Below are 16,761 nucleotides of genomic sequence, written 5' to 3'. Positions count from 1 at the left end.
GAAAACAACTGACAATTTACTAGTGATTAGTTTACTGTTGGTTCTGAGTGAGATGAATTTGTCTGGTTTTGAGCTAAAGGTGTCCAGTAGCTAGCAATTAAGGCAACGATGAGCCACCAGAGGGTATTGACTTCAGGACGATACCAGACAGTATCTACGGTTCCGTGAGCTAGCATACCCAACAAAGTAGCGATCGCTCCAATTAACCAAAATCCCTCTACACTTCTAAATTGTCGCAGTCGTTGGATTTGTAGAAATGCCGTATTAAATGTGACAATTATTAGCCAGAGAAAACAGCCTAAACCAACAAAGCCAGTTTCTACAGCCACCTCAAAGAAAATCGAATAGGCACTCAGAGCAGTGTAACGAGGGCGTTGGTAGAGAGGATAAACTTTATTAAAAGAGTTGTGGCCGGGGCCGATGCCGAAAATCGGGCGATCGCGAATCATCTCAAAGACAGCATCCCACACATTTCGGCGAAAATTATTACTGCTATCTTTACGGTCGGCAAAAATACTGAATACTCGCAGGCGCACTGGCTCTAGAAATATTACTGCTAGCAGCAATATGCCAAGCAAACCTCCCAAGACAATCGGCAGCGACCAAGTACGCCAAAAAGGAGGCATTTCCACGCTTTTCCAATAAACTAGCAATGCCATCACAGCTAAAATTGCTACTACTAGTCCAATCCAACCACCACGACTAAAAGTGAGGATCAGGCAGGCAGTATTAACAATTAACATTGTTAATGCCAAAGATTTTTTGAACCAGCTTTGCCATGCAAAAATTGCCACTAAGCTAAAAATTACTGCTGGTAAGAGGTATCCTGCCAATAAGTTGGGATTGCCTAAATAACTATAGACCCTTGTAGTCTTAGATAGAGGAGATTCTGGATCAACCCAAGTTGCTAGTGCTGTGGCTCCGAAAAACCATTGCCGCAACCCATATACACTAACAATTAACGATACATGCAGATAAAGGATGATAATCCAAGACCGGAGGCGAGGCGACCTTAATACCCTGGCACAAAGGGTAAATAGTAGCAAATACAAGGTCAAAGTTCCTAAGTCGTTAAGTGCCGCCTTTTTTACAGGGGATAATGCTGTTGCAATTGCGGCAACTCCCCAGTAGAGCAATACCAGCAGGTGAATGGGAGTGACTGACGAGACATTTGCCGGTATTACTTCATCAGATAAAGTCAACAGCAGCCAAAATCCTGCACAAGCTACCAGCAACAAACCCACCAACGTACTCGAAGCAAAAGGTGCAAGGGCATATATTAAGCTGAGTAAAGCCGCTGCGATCGCATCTCCCCACTGAAGCAAGATGCTGGTTTGCCGCCAAGAACTCAACAGTCCCACCAGAGAGCGGTGTACGTAACTGGTAGCAAGATATTCTTTGAGCGGTAAAGATGATAAAGTAAATCGTTGCCAGACTAAATTCATAAAAAACATTGAGATCAATTAGCCTGCCGACGCAGAACTTGGAATTGATCATAATGCTTATAGCTATAAAAAGGTAATAACGGAGATTGCACATCGCATGATGGCGCTCTTATTCCTAGCCATCAGCTAATACAAAGTTAAGATAGGCTTTCATGTACTTAGTACAGCTTTACGTAAAATCATGGCGAATTGAGGGTTGAAAATTAAACGTATAGGTAAGCGCAAAAGCACGCAGAGAATTCGCATTTAATGAAATATAGATATAGGACTCATATTTGATTTTTGAAAAAACACCGTACAACTCAAAAAGCCTTCTTGAGTATTGTCTATTGCTTATTGTCTGCCTATCGCGCTTGCGCTGCACTTCCCGCACCATTCAAGTAAGTTCAAAAATCAAAGCGGATTCCTATAGAAAATACGTCTTTCCCAGTCTCCAATCCCCAATCCCCAAGATTAGACATCGCTAACTGCTTGTGAAGGAGTTGCCAGTTGCAGTGGCAAAGAAAGCACATAACGATATCCTGATTCTGGTGAACCTTGAATCAAAATGTGTCCACCATGCAATTCTGCCAGTTGACAACTTAATAATAGACCCAAGCTTTCACGAGAAAGACTTCCATGTGATTTAGCTAAATTTATACCTGAACTACTAGCAAAGAAATTTGAGTGGGAATCACTCAAATTTTTGGAATTGTCTACTGCCACTGATAAATTATCTAGTTGCTCCTGGTTTTCTGCATGAGTATTGTAAGTTGCTACCTCACCTGTCAGTTCCAGCAGTGACAAAGAATTGAGACGGAAGTAAGGATCAACCTCAGTTATGCCGTCCCCTAGCCAGGGATGGGAAACCCAAATAGTAATGTTGAGCGTATCTTCCTTGTAAGAAACATGAATGCGAACAATGCTACCTGTAGCCGCAAGTTGAATTACACTGAAAACCAAGTGATACAGCATTTGCCGCACCTTGTCTTTATCTAAAGGCCAAATGCGATTGCGTCCCGGTTCTATAGACAGGCGAATATCTTGCTCGCGGCGATTCGCTACTTCTTCTAGGGTATTGATAGCTTGTTGGCATAGCATTTCGATATCCACAGGAGCTAGATTTAGCACAGTTGAGTTTTCATCCATAGCTCCTAGTTCGGTAATTTCGTTTACTAGGGAAAGTAAGTACCGACCACTGTGTTGGATAATTTCTAAATATTCTCTCTGCTTAGTCGTCAAAGGCCCATATATCTCACGTCCTAAAACACTAGCCATACCGAGTACAGATGTTAAGGGCGTGCGTAACTCCTGAGTTAGCTGACCCAAAAGTTCTAGTTTCAGTTGCTTGGTAGAAACAGAGTCGTTATCTTTAGTGGGTGCGGTAATTTTAATCTCTGTGTTACGTTCGTCATTGAGTGAAAATATAGGAGCATTCTTAGGAGTGCTTGATTCGAGTTTTCCTTGCAAAAGTCGGTTACGTTCAAATTCACTCATGCTCCAACGAGCTATGATTTGTAAAAACTCAATGTCTCGGGTTGTAAAGTTGCGCGGTACTAAATCCATCACCGCCAATGCACCCAAACAATGTCCCTCAGCATCAATCAGTGGCGCTCCCAAGTAAGCACGAATACCATAATCTTGCACCAGCTTGCTGCTAGCAAGTACGGGATCTGTAATCTTATGTGTATCATTAATTACAAATATTTGATAGCTATCTACTACCTGAGTGCAGAAAGATTCCCGGCGTGACAGTTGGCGGCTTTGTGCCAAATGATTCATTAATCCCAGCCTAGATAAGCCCACCGCCGACTTGAACCAGTGCCGTTCTTGATCCACAAATCCCAATATGGAAATTGGTGCTTCCAAAAAGTGGGCAGCAGTCTGTGTGGCTTCTTCAAAAACTGGAATCGTTTCTGGTTGCCGCAAACCTAAATCTGACAAAGCTTTGAGGCGTTGTTGTTCTCTTGATTCATGAGAATCCCAACCATCCTTTAGGGCAAATAATTTGTTTTCAGGCTCTATCATTGCCACTGCTACCTTAATAATTTCTCGATACTGTAATTGATATAAGCCCTATTACTGGGTTATCAATTGCTATTTTTAAGCATTCCCTAATTTTGCCTCTGACAAACAAATTTAGGGCAAAAATTTTTTATTCCTTCCATTAAGCCGACAATGTGGTATCCACCAGTTACTATTTACTGGTGCTGAATGTTCTTTATTTACCACTGGTGTAGTCTTTATTGCTTGAGATTTTGCAATCAGACTGCGTTAGATTTGGATTCAGCCAGGGTAACCTAATGCTAAGGATAGAATACAAAGGGACTGTCATTATTTATGTATATAAGAGAAAATTTTCATTGGTATATTAAAGGTAAATTTACTTAAAATGACTGCTATGTTAGTGTGATTATTTGTAGCAAGTTTTACTGATGACAGTTAGCACCCAGGGCTGACAATCCTAGTAAAGGATGACGTAAATAGAGCAACCATATCCCTACGAGTAAGCAAGCTACAAAATTAGTTAAAAGCTTATTTTATCAGCTTTTTGAGTTTTGAAAGAAGTCGGAGTGGCGGCTGCAAAGAAGTCTGATGGCAACTTCGGACGATCAACAGAACAGGGTGTGGTTTTGAATTACCCATAACGTACTCGATAGTTGATACAAGTCTCCATCCAATAGATTAAATCTATTACAATTTCACGCCGAAAATTGTGCTGGCTTTTCTATTTTTTGCATACGAGAAAATATTTTTAAGGACAACTGGTAATGAATAAAATGACTATTAGAGTTCCTTTTGTAGATCTGAAGTTACAACACGAACCAATTCAAACACAATTGCAAAATGCAATCCAATCTGTATTGGAACAGGGAGATTTTATTTTAGGACAAGCACTCTCAGATTTTGAAGCTGCATTTGCAAGAGTGTCTGGGGCAGAATATGGAGTTGGTGTTGCATCAGGAACAGATGCGATCGCTCTCGGATTGCAAGCGTGTAATATTGGTGCTGGCGATGAAGTGATTTTACCCGCAAATACTTTTGTCGCAACGTTGATTGGGGTAATCCGCGCTGGTGCCAAGCCAATTCTGGTAGATTGCGATCCCCAAACAGCTTTAATTGACTTAGAAGCCGCAGCAAAAGCAATTACGCCTCAGACTAAAGCAATTATTCCTGTACATCTCTATGGTCAGATGGTATCACCACGCGATCTAGTGAACTTTGCCGATACCTACAGACTATTAGTTTTTGAAGATGCAGCCCAAGCACACCTCGCCCAAAGAGATGGATATCACGCTGGTTCAGTAGGAATAGCAGCAGCTTTTAGTTTCTATCCCAGCAAAAATTTGGGCGCATTTGGGGATGGGGGAATGCTGTTGACACGAGATTCAGATGTAGCCCAGAAGATGGTGCGTTTGCGAAATTATGGTGCATCGCAAAAGTATTTTCATACTGAACCAGGTACAAATAGTCGCTTGGATACTTTACAAGCAGCAGTTTTGCTCCAGAAATTACCATATTTGCCACAATGGAATCGCGATCGCCTGACTATTGCCCAGCAGTATGATAACGAACTAGCACCCTTGGCATCTGCTGGCATTATCCCTATGGAAAACCAAAGTGATACAGGACACGTTTATCATCTTTATGTCATTAAAGTTGATGATTCTTGCCCAATAGAACGCCAGCAACTCCAGGAAAAACTCACAGCGGCGGGAATTCAAACTGGCATTCACTACCCAATTCCTTGTCATCTCCAGCCAGCATTCACCAACTTAGACTATCAGCCTGGAGATTTTCCCCAAGCAGAAAAACTCTCAAAGCAAATATTATCATTACCGATGTATCCTGGTTTGAGTAGTAGCCAAGTTAAAGAAGTTGTAGCAGCGATCGCTCATGCAGTCTCAACAATTTATCAGGTAGATAATCTATCTCCTGCTGACCTGGGCAGCGTGGTAGCCTGAAGTTAATTCATACTTAATGTACATCTAAAAATTAGACATTTGTCCTTTGTCAATAGTCATTTGTCCTTTGTTAAAAACTAATGACCAATGACCAATGACCAATGACCAATGACCAATGACCAAAGTTTTTAAATTACTGAAAATCATGGCACTCCGGCAACAGGTTAAAAACATAAACGCATCAGGCTTGTTAAATCTAGCCGTATTAGGCGTTTTGCTGCTGCTTTATGCTCCTATATTGCTACACTGGTTGGATGGTTGGCTGCACAAAAATATTAGTACAGAACACGAATATTTCAGCCACGGGATTATTGGTCTACCATTTGCGGCTTATCTGGGCTGGATGAACCGGAAAAAGTGGAAACGTTTGCCAGATACCATCCATCCTTTAGGCGCTGTTTTCTTACTATTAGGGGCAGTTTTTTATCTTAGCGGTGTTACAGAGTGGGTTAACCTTTCCTTGCCCGTTATCTTAGTGGGATTATGCTTGTGGTTTAAGGGAATATCAGGTTTGCGATCGCAAGGATTTCCCCTGCTACTAGTATTTTTGGCAACCCCAACAGCAGTACCTTATCTGATTGCTCCCTATACCTTGCCTCTCCAAAGCTTCATCGCTGGTACAGCAGGCTTCATACTGAATCAATTTGGTATGGAAGTAACTGTAGATGAGATAAATCTCTACGTAGGAGGACGGATTGTGGAAGTTGCCCCCTATTGTGCGGGGCTAAAAATGTTGTTTACGACTCTCTATGTCGGCTTAATGCTGCTGTATTGGACAGATGCTTTGTCTTCACGGCGCACAACTATATCGTTTTTATCTGTTGCTGCGATCGTTAGTACTACTGCCAATATTATTCGTAATACTTTACTAACTTTCTTTCATGGCACAGGTCAAGAAGGAGCTTTTAAATGGCTGCATGACGGATGGGGCGGTGATCTCTACTCTGCTTGTATGCTGGTGTCATTAGTACCCTTACTGAATTGGATTAATAGCTATTTTTCAGCATCTCTAGAAACTCAGCAAGAAGCAGAAAGTTAGAATCTGGGCATTGGGCATGGGGCATTGGTTCTTCTCCCCTTGCTTCCCCTGCTACCTCATCTCCCCATTCCCTGCTCCCCATAAGTCCTAAATATTACTGAACTCACAATGTTATTTTATAAAGTAAAATTTTGCCTAAGTACTGCAAATTTTACTGATGACTTCCTTCTCCAAGTTTTTTAAAGAAAACCAATTGAGTCAAGTAGCAGCACTTTTGTTATTGCTAGTGCTGCTGGCAATTGGAGGGGTTCCCGGATACCTGACAGGACAATGGCAATGGAAACAGCCGCCCCCTGTTACTACCCTCAACGAGTTAAGACAGATCCGCAAGACTGGGTTAACCCTTCCTGCTTGGCAAACTACTGAACAAGCAGAACAGCAAATTGGCGAACATAAATGGTCTTTGCAGGTAATAAAAAAAGAAGGTTCCGAATCTCAGGCAATCCTGCTTTTATTGCCCCAAAATGGGCCTATGGATCAACCAGAGGTGGAGTGGACAGACGTTAACGGCTGGGGAAGGTCACGCTGGGGCAAGTGGGATGTAGCTCAATCTCGTTCTGCTGAATTTACCGTGAAACCACCTGCAAAGTTGGCATCTAATCTCAAAACTCAAGTAAAAGCTAGGTTCTTTCGCGCCTCCACACCACAGCAAACCTTCGCTGTCTTGCAATGGTACGCTATGCCAGATGGCGGAAATCCATCACCTTTCCACTGGTTTTTGGCGGATCAATTGGCACAATGGCATCAGCAACGCATTCCTTGGGTGGGTGTAAGCATTCTAATTCCAATGGAACCTTTAGGGGAGGTAGAAACATCTTGGCCTTTAGCCCAGTCGATTGGGGAAACAGTACAAGCTGCATTGATGGCAGGCCCTTTATAGAGTCTGTTATCTATGCCTTTGGGCAAAAATTTACCAAAAGTATCTCTATAATTACGTTCACCCTAAAACTCAGCTAAAAGATGTTGACAATATGAAGTTAGAAATTAAATTTAGTAAAATTATTCTCTTTCTCTTAGTAAATACTTGTAGATAAAAGAGACATTTAGGACATTTTTAGAGTAAAATAACCACTCGGCGCGACTAATTTCTATATCAGTATTTTCTGCACCGATGTTTATAGATGCCAGTTATTATATGCGTGGATTCAGCGCCTTGTGTTGTGTCAGTCTTCAAGTAGGAGTTTTCTTAACAACACCTATCCAACTAGTTGTTGCCCAGCCCTTTCCACCTCAAGGACAATCACCAAGGCAACCCCCTTCGCCTGTTCCAGGTACTGAATTTGTACCTCCAGGTGCAAATGACGAAATTTCCCCTCAACTTAGCCGCTATCTCTTGGGCCCAGGAGATATAATTGGCGTTGTGCTTCAGCGTCCTCCTGGCCCATACCGCTTAGGGATAGGAGATGGAATTAGCGTTTCGGTTCAGCGCTTTCCAGATTTGAGCTTTCAAGCTTTAATCAACCCAGAAGGTAATATTGTGGTGCCATTACTGGGAACAGTTTTCTTACAAGGTTTAACTTTGCAAGAAGCTCAAGAAAAAATTCGCTTGGGTTTAAATCGTTATGTGGTTGATCCAGTAATAGTTTTAGCTTTAGCAACGCAGCGTCAAGACTTCGGTTTTCAAGCTGTAATTAGTCCAGAAGGCAACATTGTAGTGCCGCAAGTGGGAACGGTATCATTACAAGGTTTAACCCTGGAAGAAGCTCAAGAAAAAATTCGCTTGGGTTTGAGTCGCTTTTTCCCAGATCCAATCGTGGTAGTATCCTTGGCAGGGACGCGACCAGTTCAAGTTACCATTAGCGGGGAAATATTTAGACCAGGAATTTATCCGATTAATTCAACAACACCCCGTGTTGCTGATGCTTTGCTAATATCTGGTGGTTCAACGTTGAATGCAGACCTGCGACAAGTGCAAATACGTCGGAAGTTAGTGGATGGTTCTGTGATTTCACAAACTATTGACTTATATGCAGCACTGCAAAATGGTGGTTCAATCCCTAATTTACGCTTACAAGACGGAGATGCAATCCTCGTGCCCCGTCGTGAAGTTGGTAATGATGACGGTTATGACCGGAATTTGGTAGCACGTTCATCCTTGGCTGTGCCACAAATTAGAGTCAGGGTTTTAAACTATGCTGCGGGAGGTATTTCTATTCAAGCGCTGCCTAACGGCAGTACATTTGTAGATGCTTTAGGAGGAGTAAATCTCGACACTGCTAATCTTCGAGATATCGCTCTGGTTCGCTTTGATCCTGAACGAGGTAAAGCTGTTACTCAGAAACTTGATGCTAAAAAAGCTCTGGGCGGTGATGCATCCCAAAATGTAGCGCTTCAAGATAATGATGTTCTTGTTGTTGGTCGAAACCTCATCGGTAGAATTACTAATTTCCTGACTACCATTACCCAACCTTTCTTTAATGTTCAATCCTTTCTCAGATTTTTTGACAACTTCGGTGGTGGTGGTTCAAATTAGTGAGTCTCACTTGTTTGCTGATTGTTGCTAGATGAACAGAGATAATTGTGATGAGAGAGATAGAGAAGATAATGGTGAAAAATAACAAATCAAAATTGACAGCTGATAACTAAATAACTGACAACTGATTACTGATTCTATATGCCCCTGCCATGACCCCACCAATTGTTAAGCGCTATCTTATTGCTTTTGATAAGTACAAGTGGATTGGACTAGCTAGTTTTGCTTTAGTTGTAGCAGGGTCAACTGTGGTGGCTATGCAACCAGAGCCACCTACTAGCTATATAGCATCTGCTGCACTTACATATAGTGGCCCACCAGTTTCTTTCTCTGCAACTGGTAGTGAAATCCAACAGCAAGGAAAGGAACTGAATGAGGAAGTTTTACTCTCAAACCAAATAATTGCAGCAGTGGCAGAAAAAGTTGGTGTCAAACCGCAAAAGCTCGGTGCCAGTGTTGTCCTTTCTGTACCTAAAAAAAATCCCAGGAGTGGAGAATTAGAATCTAGTATCTTGGAATTGAAATATGTAGATAGTGACGCCAAACGAGGCATACAGGTATTGACGGAATTGATGCAAGCAATGGTCAAGTTGAGCAGTGATATCAATACTGGACGATTACAAGCAATTATTGAAAAGATTAACGATCGCACACCACAAGCTAAACGAGAACTGCAAGTTGCTGAACAGAAGTTGGAACAGTACGATCGCATAGAGCGAACAGCAATATTAGCAGCGGAGAATGGCAGCTTGTTAAGCGCTATTACTGCTAGCCAAAATCTCCAACGGCAAATTCAATTAACCATTTCTGGAGTTGATGGGCAACTTCGTAGTTTACAAAATAAGTTAGGCTTAACAGTCGGACAGGCTTATATTTCTTCTGCTTTGAGTGCTGATCCCATAATTGGTAACTTGCGAGCGCAAATTTATCAAAGTGAGTCGCAAATCGCCGTACTCAGAAAAGATTTGCGGCCGGAACACCCAACGATGGTTCAGTTGCTACGTCAGAAACAAGCTGCGGAAGAATTGCTGCAACAACGTGCCTCTGAGGTATTAGGTGGTGATGGTACGGCCGCTCCGCTTCAGGGTAGTGTTGCAGGTATTCGCACCCAAAGCAGCTTAGATCCAGCCCGCCAGCAATTGGCAAACCAAATGGTGTCTTTGCAAACCCAACGAGAGACGCTACAACAACAACTAACTCAAGAAATCCAACAAGAAGCGCGACTACGGCAAGAGTATTCTCTGATACCTAATAAGCAATTAGAGCGATCGCGTTTAGAACAGGAGGTTGCGCTCAAAAAAGCTATCTATGATCAAATGCAGGTGAAATTAACCGATGCTAAAACCGCAGAGGCAGAAACTACCAGCAGCCTCAGCATTGCCAGACGCCCCACTGTTACTGTCGATCTCAAACCTCCGAAGAGTGTGCCTATTACCCTTGCTGTGGGTGGTTTCTTGGGTCTGGTAATTGGTGGCGGGGTGATATTTTTGTTGGGAGCGCTGGAAGGAACTTTCAAAACCAGAGAGGATATCCGCCAGAGTCTCAAGCAACGGGAAGTGGCAGTGTTGGGAGAATTGCCTTTAATGCCAGTTGATGATTTGGATCAAGATGCTGTGCCGGTGTTATTTTCCCAAGATTCTCCTTATTTAGAATTTTATGAGAAATTCCGTAGTAATCTGCGCCGGATTGGTGGTAAAAACTTAAAGGTGGTGTTGGTTACTAGCACCAGTAGCCTAGAGGGTAAAACAACAAGTGCATATAACTTGGGTGTAGCTTCAGCCCGCGCTGGTAAAAGAACCTTAATTATCGAAACAGATTTGCGATCGCCTTCCCGTTGTACATCCCTGAATGTAATTCCTGATCCTGAAGCAACTATTGAACCCCTGCGTTATTACGCTAACTTGAGTGAATGTATTCGTTTAGTGCCTGATGTAGAAAATTTATACATTGTCCCCAGCCCCGGCCCTGTACGGCAATCCGCTGCGATTCTTGAATCTAGTGAAATGCGGCGGCTGATGGAGGATGTGCGGGAACGTTTTGATTTAGTAATTTTAGATACTAGTCCTCTCAGCATATCTAATGACCCTTTATTAATCCAACCCTACAGCGATGGGATCGTACTAGTGGCGCGACCACACTATACACAAGAGAACATGCTAGGTGAGGCTATTGATCAATTAGTGGAAGCTGAACTGGGGTTATTGGGAGCAATTATTAATGGTGCTGATATCATCGTTTCTGCACCTGAACAAGTTGTACCATCAGCAACATCATCAACATTTACATCTGAGGTGGAAGAATCTGAAGAAGTTTCAGCGAGTGCCAACAAAAACTAATAGTTTCCAAATATGGAAATTTTAACGCAGAGGGACGCAGAGGATACGCAGAGCTTTGATAGGCATTACGAGTTTTAGGAAATGCTGTATTTAGTCGCGCCTAAATAAGCCAAATAGGGGAGCGAGAATTACTCCAAAAACAAAACCACCAATGTGGGCCCAGTAAGCAACTCCACCAGTTTGTACAGCCATATTAGCCGCTGTTTGAAGAGTAGCAAGACCAGATATTACATTTTGCACAACAAACAGTCCAATGATTACTAGTGCTGGAACTCTGATTGTGGTGATGAAAATCCCCAAAAATACTAAGGTCATGACTTTAGCGTGAGGAAAGCGGATAATGTACGCACCCAAAACCCCAGAAATTGCACCACTTGCCCCCAAGGAAGGAATCTCAGAATTCGTGCCAATAAACCATTGGCACAAGGCAGCTAAAGCACCACACGCCAAATAAAAAATCAGATATTTTAAATGACCCAATCGATCTTCAATATTGTTGCCAAAAACCCAGAGAAACACCATATTTGAGATTAAGTGCCACCAACCACCGTGTAAAAATTGCGACGTAAATAACGTTATCCATTCTTCACCCAAATTAGTGGTTAATTCTTGAGGTACTACTGCATATTGATTGAAAAACTGACTCAATTGTGCATTTGACAGGCTCACCTCGTGAAGGAAAACTAAAATATTCATGCCAATTAACCCGTAGGTGAAATACGGGGTGATTCGCGTCGGATTTTCATCGTAGAGGGGAAACACAGGTGTTTTTCCTAAATTATTGACTAACTGCAATATAGCTTGTAAGGCTAGCAGTTGCGAAGGCTAGGCAATTTCACCTATTAAATTAATCAGTATGATTGAGGGACACGGTATAACATGAAGAGTTACTTATACCAAGATTCTTCCTGGGATTTATCGCTAAATAAACCTAGCAGGGGGCCGAGAATTGCCCCAAAGATAAATCCGCCTGCATGGGCCCAGTAGGCAATACCGCCGCTTTCCATGCCGATGTTGGTACGTGTTTCAAAACTAGCAAGTCCGTAAAAGGCTTGTTCGAGAAACCAGAATCCTAAAAAGAAATAGGCGGGAACGCGGAAAGTCGGAAAGAAAAATCCTAAAGGTACAACGCCTAGAACTTCAGCGTTAGGGAAGCGGAGAATATATGCACCCATTACGCCTGCGATCGCACCACTCGCACCCAAAGAAGGAATGCTAGAATCTTGAGCGAAGAACCATTGAGTTAAGGATGCCAAAATACCGCAAGATAAATAAAACAGCAAATATTTGGCATGACCTAACTTATCTTCAACGTTGTTGCCAAAAATCCAAAGAAACAACATATTGCCACCTAAGTGCAACAATCCCCCATGTAGAAATTGTGAAGTAATCAAAGTTGCCCACTCTGGCACTGGTTGATGTACAGAAACACCGGCAAAGCTTAAGCTGAGTTCTCGTGGAACTACAGCTGCAAGGTGCAAAAACCCATTTAATGCTTGTGGGGGAAGACTTGCTTCATAAAGAAAAGCGAGGACGTTAGCAGCAATCAGTCCATAAGTTACATAAGGCGTGATTTTTGCAGGATTATTATCGCTAATTGGAACCACGGGCGTTTTTCCTGATTTGTTAAGACAGCGATTCTACAATACTGAATTTTGCAAGTAGTTTCTTCTACCTCATGGATAAATCTCGCTTTGAGACTTAAAAACCGAAAGCCAAAAATCCACCATCGACGGTGATACATTGTCCAGTGATGAAAGATGCCGCAGGCATACAAAGAAATGCTACTAAACCCGCTACTTCTTCTGGTTGACCAACCCTTCCCATAGGTGTTTGTGATAGAACTAATTTGAGAAAATCTTGATTATCGAGTACAGACTCGGTTAAAGGGGTGCGAATAGCCCAAGGTGCTACGGTATTTACCCTAATATGATCGCAAGCCCATTCAACTGATAGCGATCGCGTCAGTTGATTTATAGCCGCTTTAGTCATACCATAAGGAGCGCCTGTACGGTTCGAGACTAAACCCGCCACAGAACTTATATTCACAATGCTGCTATTTTCCCCATTTTGCAGCAGAGGGTAAAACAGACGGCACATCTCAAAAATTGATGTCTGATTTGTCTGGATGATGAACTCATACTCAGCAGCCGTGTAGTCTACTACTTTTTTGCTAATATTAGTTCCTACATTATTAACCAGGATGTCTAATTGATCCCAGGTTTTGTTAATCTGCTCAAAAATAGCTTGTCGCCCATCTGGGGTTGCAACATCTGCGGTAATCCCATAAGCAGGTAATCCTGATTGTTGCCAGATAATTAGTTGTTGTTCAATATCTTGAGAATTCCGTGCCACAATTGCGACTTCTGCGCCCAGAGATAAAAACTCATTGGCAACAGCTAGTCCAATGCCTTTGGTAGCACCTGTAATCAGTGCTTTTTTTCCTGTCAGTGTCCAGCGTAGATGTAGCCCCCGGTAGGCATCGCTCATTTGTAATTTTGCGGATTTTTTATTTAATAGTTTATCTTGCAGGTGTCCGATGCGATCGCTTTTTATAGTAATGTAGGCGATCGCAATCCCTAAACCATTTACTGCATCTGATTCCAATTCAATAGCTGATCAAACCCATGTTTTTTTCAAATTCTCTGGAAAATCAACTCCAGCGCTGGAACGAAACCATTCGCAATCAGCCGAAAAATCCCAATGCTTACATTCGCCGAGGCATGGTTAACTTTCAACTGGCCAAGATTGATGAATCTATTCAAGATTTTGATATGGCGGAGCAATTGGACACCCGTATTAAACCGTACCTCTGGCAACGGGGATTATCGTACTATTATGCAGAAAGATTTGCTGAGGGCGCTGAACAGTTTGAAATAGATTTGACAGTGAATGCTCAAGATGTAGAAGAAACGGTATGGCGATATCTCTGCATAGCTCGTTCGTTAGGTGTTGAAGAGGCACGTAATTCTTTACTAACTGTGAAAAATGACCCTCGACGTATTATGCAGTACGTATATGATTTGTATGCAGAAAATTGTACACCAAATGATGTTTTAACTGTTGGTCAATCAGAAGGAATAAAAGGGAATTTTTACAGTCATCTTTACTTGGGATTATATTACGAAGTTGAGAATAATGTTGATTTGGCTCACGAATATATAGTTAAAGCTGCTGATAATTACAAAATTGATGATTATATGTGGTATCTAGCGCAGGTACATAAGAAGTTACGAGGGTGGATATAGTCCTTATAGTGACAGATATGGCACTCTTCGACGAATGTTTGCTATCCCATGTACAATTCCTAACACTGCACCGATGTAAAGTCCAATATGGATTCCCCAAACCAACATAAATCTAGAAACTTCTGCTGGCTGAACGACTGGCTTAATCTGCTCGGCAAAGAAGGGAAATTGAAAATAATAAAATATGAATCCTGTGATTTGAGCAACTACAATTGCCCAAATAATCGGATACCGTGCCATTTTAAGTAATTGACGATAAGACAAAGGTAACTTTCGTCTCTGATTAACCAATAGAAATATGCCGTAGCTTAAAAAACCAGCAAAAAACCCTGCCTGAAATCCAACCTCACTCACTTCCCAGCGAAAATTAGAACCATAAGGAACATTTTTGAAGTAATAAAAGTAAGCGGGTGAGAGAGTACAGGTAATCTGATCGTTAACGATACCAAACCCAGCACCGATTAAACCGGACACGATCAAAAACGAATATTCATGAAGTTTTGTTGGTCTTGTTGGATTACGCCAGTAGTCTACCGCTACAACCAAACCCATCAGCAAAAACAAAATCAGCAGTCGATATTGATATGGAATACTTTGCATAAGACAACTGGTTTAATTCAAAATTAGCCTTTCAGGAAGTGTAATTATTTACAAATTCTCCAGAATTTTCACCATTGTATGCGAAGCATCTGTGGAGATAGGATGAAATTCAAAAATTGACTATACTATTAGGTCAATTTTCGGTTGCTTCAGTTTCAAACTGCACTTGGCGGTACAAATGGGCGATGTCTACAATGGTCACTGAGCTTGCCGAAGTGTGGGCTACGCCTATGCACACTGTTCCAGAATCGCAATTTTAGACGATTATGCTGGTTAAAAGTGGTATTTGCTTTTCAGATGTGTAGCAAATTAAGCGATCGCCTCGAAACGAAAACTTTCTGGTGACGCGGTGGCTAGTAACCTTGAACTCTCACCGATAAACTATGTTCCGTCTGCACCAACGCAGTGTTCAACTGCGGTCGCTACTATGCAGAATCGTTTATCTTTAAATCTGATTTTGAATCTAAAACTGTTACTTCGATAGATTTTTCGGGAAATCTACAAATATGGCTCTTTATATTTCTCAGTCCAATTAGGAGGAGGAAGATAGAAGAAGCTGGAGAGATAAAGGAGGTGAGATATATGCGATCGCATATTTCAGTAGAGCAGATAAATAACGCACTTTAAGCAAAATATCGCAAATTAAATCATGCAAAATCTCACAAACTTTCCCAGTTTAATCGACCGATGGCTTCGCTATAAGTTCCAAACAATCCTAGTTGTATGTTTTTTACTTTGGACACCGCTTCTAGTCATAGAAACTTTGCAGATTCAACATTCTTGTCATCCCATGATTCACTGGTCTGGTACACTCCCGGCAGAGTGCCAACCTAAAGCGCTGCAATTTAATTCTAGTTCATCTAAAAAACCTGAAACTCGGCGCGATCGCTCTCAAGAACAAAAACAAATAGCAAAGAGCGATCGTAGTCCATCACCTCAACCTTCGCCTACTCTTCAACGTCAAACACCTGGCATATCTCCACCATCTCAATCGCCAGAGATAGAAGATGTTCTCAAGATAGTAAAAGAGCATCCAGACATCACAGGCGGTGTTATTGGAATTGGAGTTGCAACTCTTGTGGCTATTATTGGCGGTGTTCCCCTAGCTGCCGCCGTAGTAGTTGGTGCAGCAGTATGGCTTGCAATTCAGACAACGCCTTAGTAACACTATCTTAATTTCCAACTTTGTCGAATATTTCACTAAATAAAGGAGTAATCAACCAAAATGCAACCTTCTAACAACCCTCAACAATCTCCCGACATTGTGCAATCCTCCTCTAACAATCCGCAAGTCGTTCCCAGTTCAGACGGACAAATACAATCTCATCCCAATCCTATAGAAACTCCAGCCGTTTCCTTAAAAATTCTCGGTTCAGGATTTTCATTACACCTGAATAAATGGGTTGTTTTAGGAGTTTTAGGAGTTGCAATCCTTGCTACATTCTTTCTGATAACGAAAGGAAGTGAATTTTGCTTATTCAGCACTTGTATACCACCAATTGATTCCACCAACTCACTTGCTATCAACTTTTGGGGATTTGCAGGAGGAACAGCAGCACTGGTAATTTTAACCACTTTTTTCGGTGTTTCGTTAATGCCTGCTGTTGCCGCTTCCTTTGCGGTTTGGTTTCTAATGCAAATGACACTCCATTAACTTTAAATCTTATCTATATTTT

The 16,761-nt window shown here is 41.9% G+C and carries 14 protein-coding genes; 8 read left to right on the top strand and 6 right to left on the bottom strand.

The annotated features are described in order from the left end of the window. Positions 1-26 precede the first annotated feature (26 nt). The gene (locus ACWATR_RS18105) at positions 27-1,445 is read right to left on the bottom strand and encodes an IctB family putative bicarbonate transporter (protein WP_460335195.1); all 1,419 of its coding nucleotides are present in this window, start codon (positions 1,443-1,445) and stop codon (positions 27-29) included. Positions 1,446-1,898: 453 nt separating this feature from the next. Further along, entirely contained in the window at positions 1,899-3,452 is a 1,554-nt protein-coding gene (locus tag ACWATR_RS18100) for a GAF domain-containing sensor histidine kinase (protein WP_460335192.1), read from the bottom strand. A gap of 743 nt (positions 3,453-4,195) precedes the next feature. On the opposite strand from ACWATR_RS18100, the gene ACWATR_RS18095 reads away from it, so the two are divergent. The 5 genes from ACWATR_RS18095 to ACWATR_RS18075 all read left to right on the top strand — a co-directional run bounded on the left by ACWATR_RS18095 (position 4,196) and on the right by ACWATR_RS18075 (position 11,237). Then, positions 4,196-5,389, top strand: a complete 1,194-nt coding sequence (locus ACWATR_RS18095) for a DegT/DnrJ/EryC1/StrS family aminotransferase (protein ID WP_460335189.1) — start codon at positions 4,196-4,198, stop codon at positions 5,387-5,389. A 145-nt stretch (positions 5,390-5,534) separates the two neighbouring features. Then, positions 5,535-6,428 carry a cyanoexosortase B gene (gene crtB, locus ACWATR_RS18090; RefSeq protein WP_460340505.1) on the top strand — a complete coding sequence of 298 codons (894 nt, stop codon included), beginning with the start codon at positions 5,535-5,537 and terminating at the stop codon, positions 6,426-6,428. A gap of 157 nt (positions 6,429-6,585) precedes the next feature. After that, positions 6,586-7,308 carry a cyanoexosortase B system-associated protein gene (locus tag ACWATR_RS18085; protein ID WP_460335187.1) on the top strand — a complete coding sequence of 241 codons (723 nt, stop codon included), beginning with the start codon at positions 6,586-6,588 and terminating at the stop codon, positions 7,306-7,308. A 255-nt stretch (positions 7,309-7,563) separates the two neighbouring features. After that, entirely contained in the window at positions 7,564-8,901 is a 1,338-nt protein-coding gene (locus ACWATR_RS18080) for a polysaccharide biosynthesis/export family protein (protein ID WP_460335184.1), read from the top strand. A 152-nt stretch (positions 8,902-9,053) separates the two neighbouring features. Then, complete coding sequence (locus ACWATR_RS18075; RefSeq protein WP_460335181.1) at positions 9,054-11,237, top strand: GumC family protein; 2,184 nt, start codon at positions 9,054-9,056, stop codon at positions 11,235-11,237. A gap of 90 nt (positions 11,238-11,327) precedes the next feature. On the opposite strand, the gene ACWATR_RS18070 is transcribed toward ACWATR_RS18075, so the two are convergent. The 3 genes from ACWATR_RS18070 to ACWATR_RS18060 form a co-directional block, all read right to left on the bottom strand. Continuing rightward, positions 11,328-11,999, bottom strand: coding sequence for a rhomboid family intramembrane serine protease (locus ACWATR_RS18070; RefSeq protein ID WP_460335178.1), 672 nt, complete (start codon positions 11,997-11,999; stop codon positions 11,328-11,330). A gap of 125 nt (positions 12,000-12,124) precedes the next feature. Then, on the bottom strand, positions 12,125-12,844 hold the full coding sequence (locus ACWATR_RS18065; RefSeq protein WP_460335175.1) for a rhomboid family intramembrane serine protease: 720 nt from the start codon (positions 12,842-12,844) through the stop codon (positions 12,125-12,127). A 94-nt stretch (positions 12,845-12,938) separates the two neighbouring features. Further along, positions 12,939-13,727, bottom strand: coding sequence for an SDR family oxidoreductase (locus tag ACWATR_RS18060; protein WP_460340497.1), 789 nt, complete (start codon positions 13,725-13,727; stop codon positions 12,939-12,941). A 137-nt stretch (positions 13,728-13,864) separates the two neighbouring features. Between ACWATR_RS18060 and ACWATR_RS18055 the strand changes: the two genes are divergently transcribed. Then, entirely contained in the window at positions 13,865-14,485 is a 621-nt protein-coding gene (locus ACWATR_RS18055) for a tetratricopeptide repeat protein (protein ID WP_460335172.1), read from the top strand. A gap of 3 nt (positions 14,486-14,488) precedes the next feature. Here ACWATR_RS18055 and ACWATR_RS18050 read toward each other — a convergent pair whose 3' ends face one another. Next, positions 14,489-15,085: a hypothetical protein gene (locus ACWATR_RS18050; protein WP_460335169.1), complete on the bottom strand. Its 597-nt coding sequence runs from the start codon at positions 15,083-15,085 to the stop codon at positions 14,489-14,491. A 649-nt stretch (positions 15,086-15,734) separates the two neighbouring features. On the opposite strand from ACWATR_RS18050, the gene ACWATR_RS18045 reads away from it, so the two are divergent. After that, complete coding sequence (locus ACWATR_RS18045) at positions 15,735-16,247, top strand: hypothetical protein (RefSeq protein WP_460335167.1); 513 nt, start codon at positions 15,735-15,737, stop codon at positions 16,245-16,247. 63 nt (positions 16,248-16,310) lie between these two features. Then, entirely contained in the window at positions 16,311-16,739 is a 429-nt protein-coding gene (locus tag ACWATR_RS18040; protein WP_460335164.1) for a hypothetical protein, read from the top strand. Positions 16,740-16,761: the final 22 nt, after the last annotated feature.

The sequence above is a fragment of the Nostoc sp. UIC 10890 genome, assembly GCF_054786515.1.
Note: the sequence above shows the minus strand (reverse complement) of the source record. Positions and strands in the feature narration are given on the sequence as shown.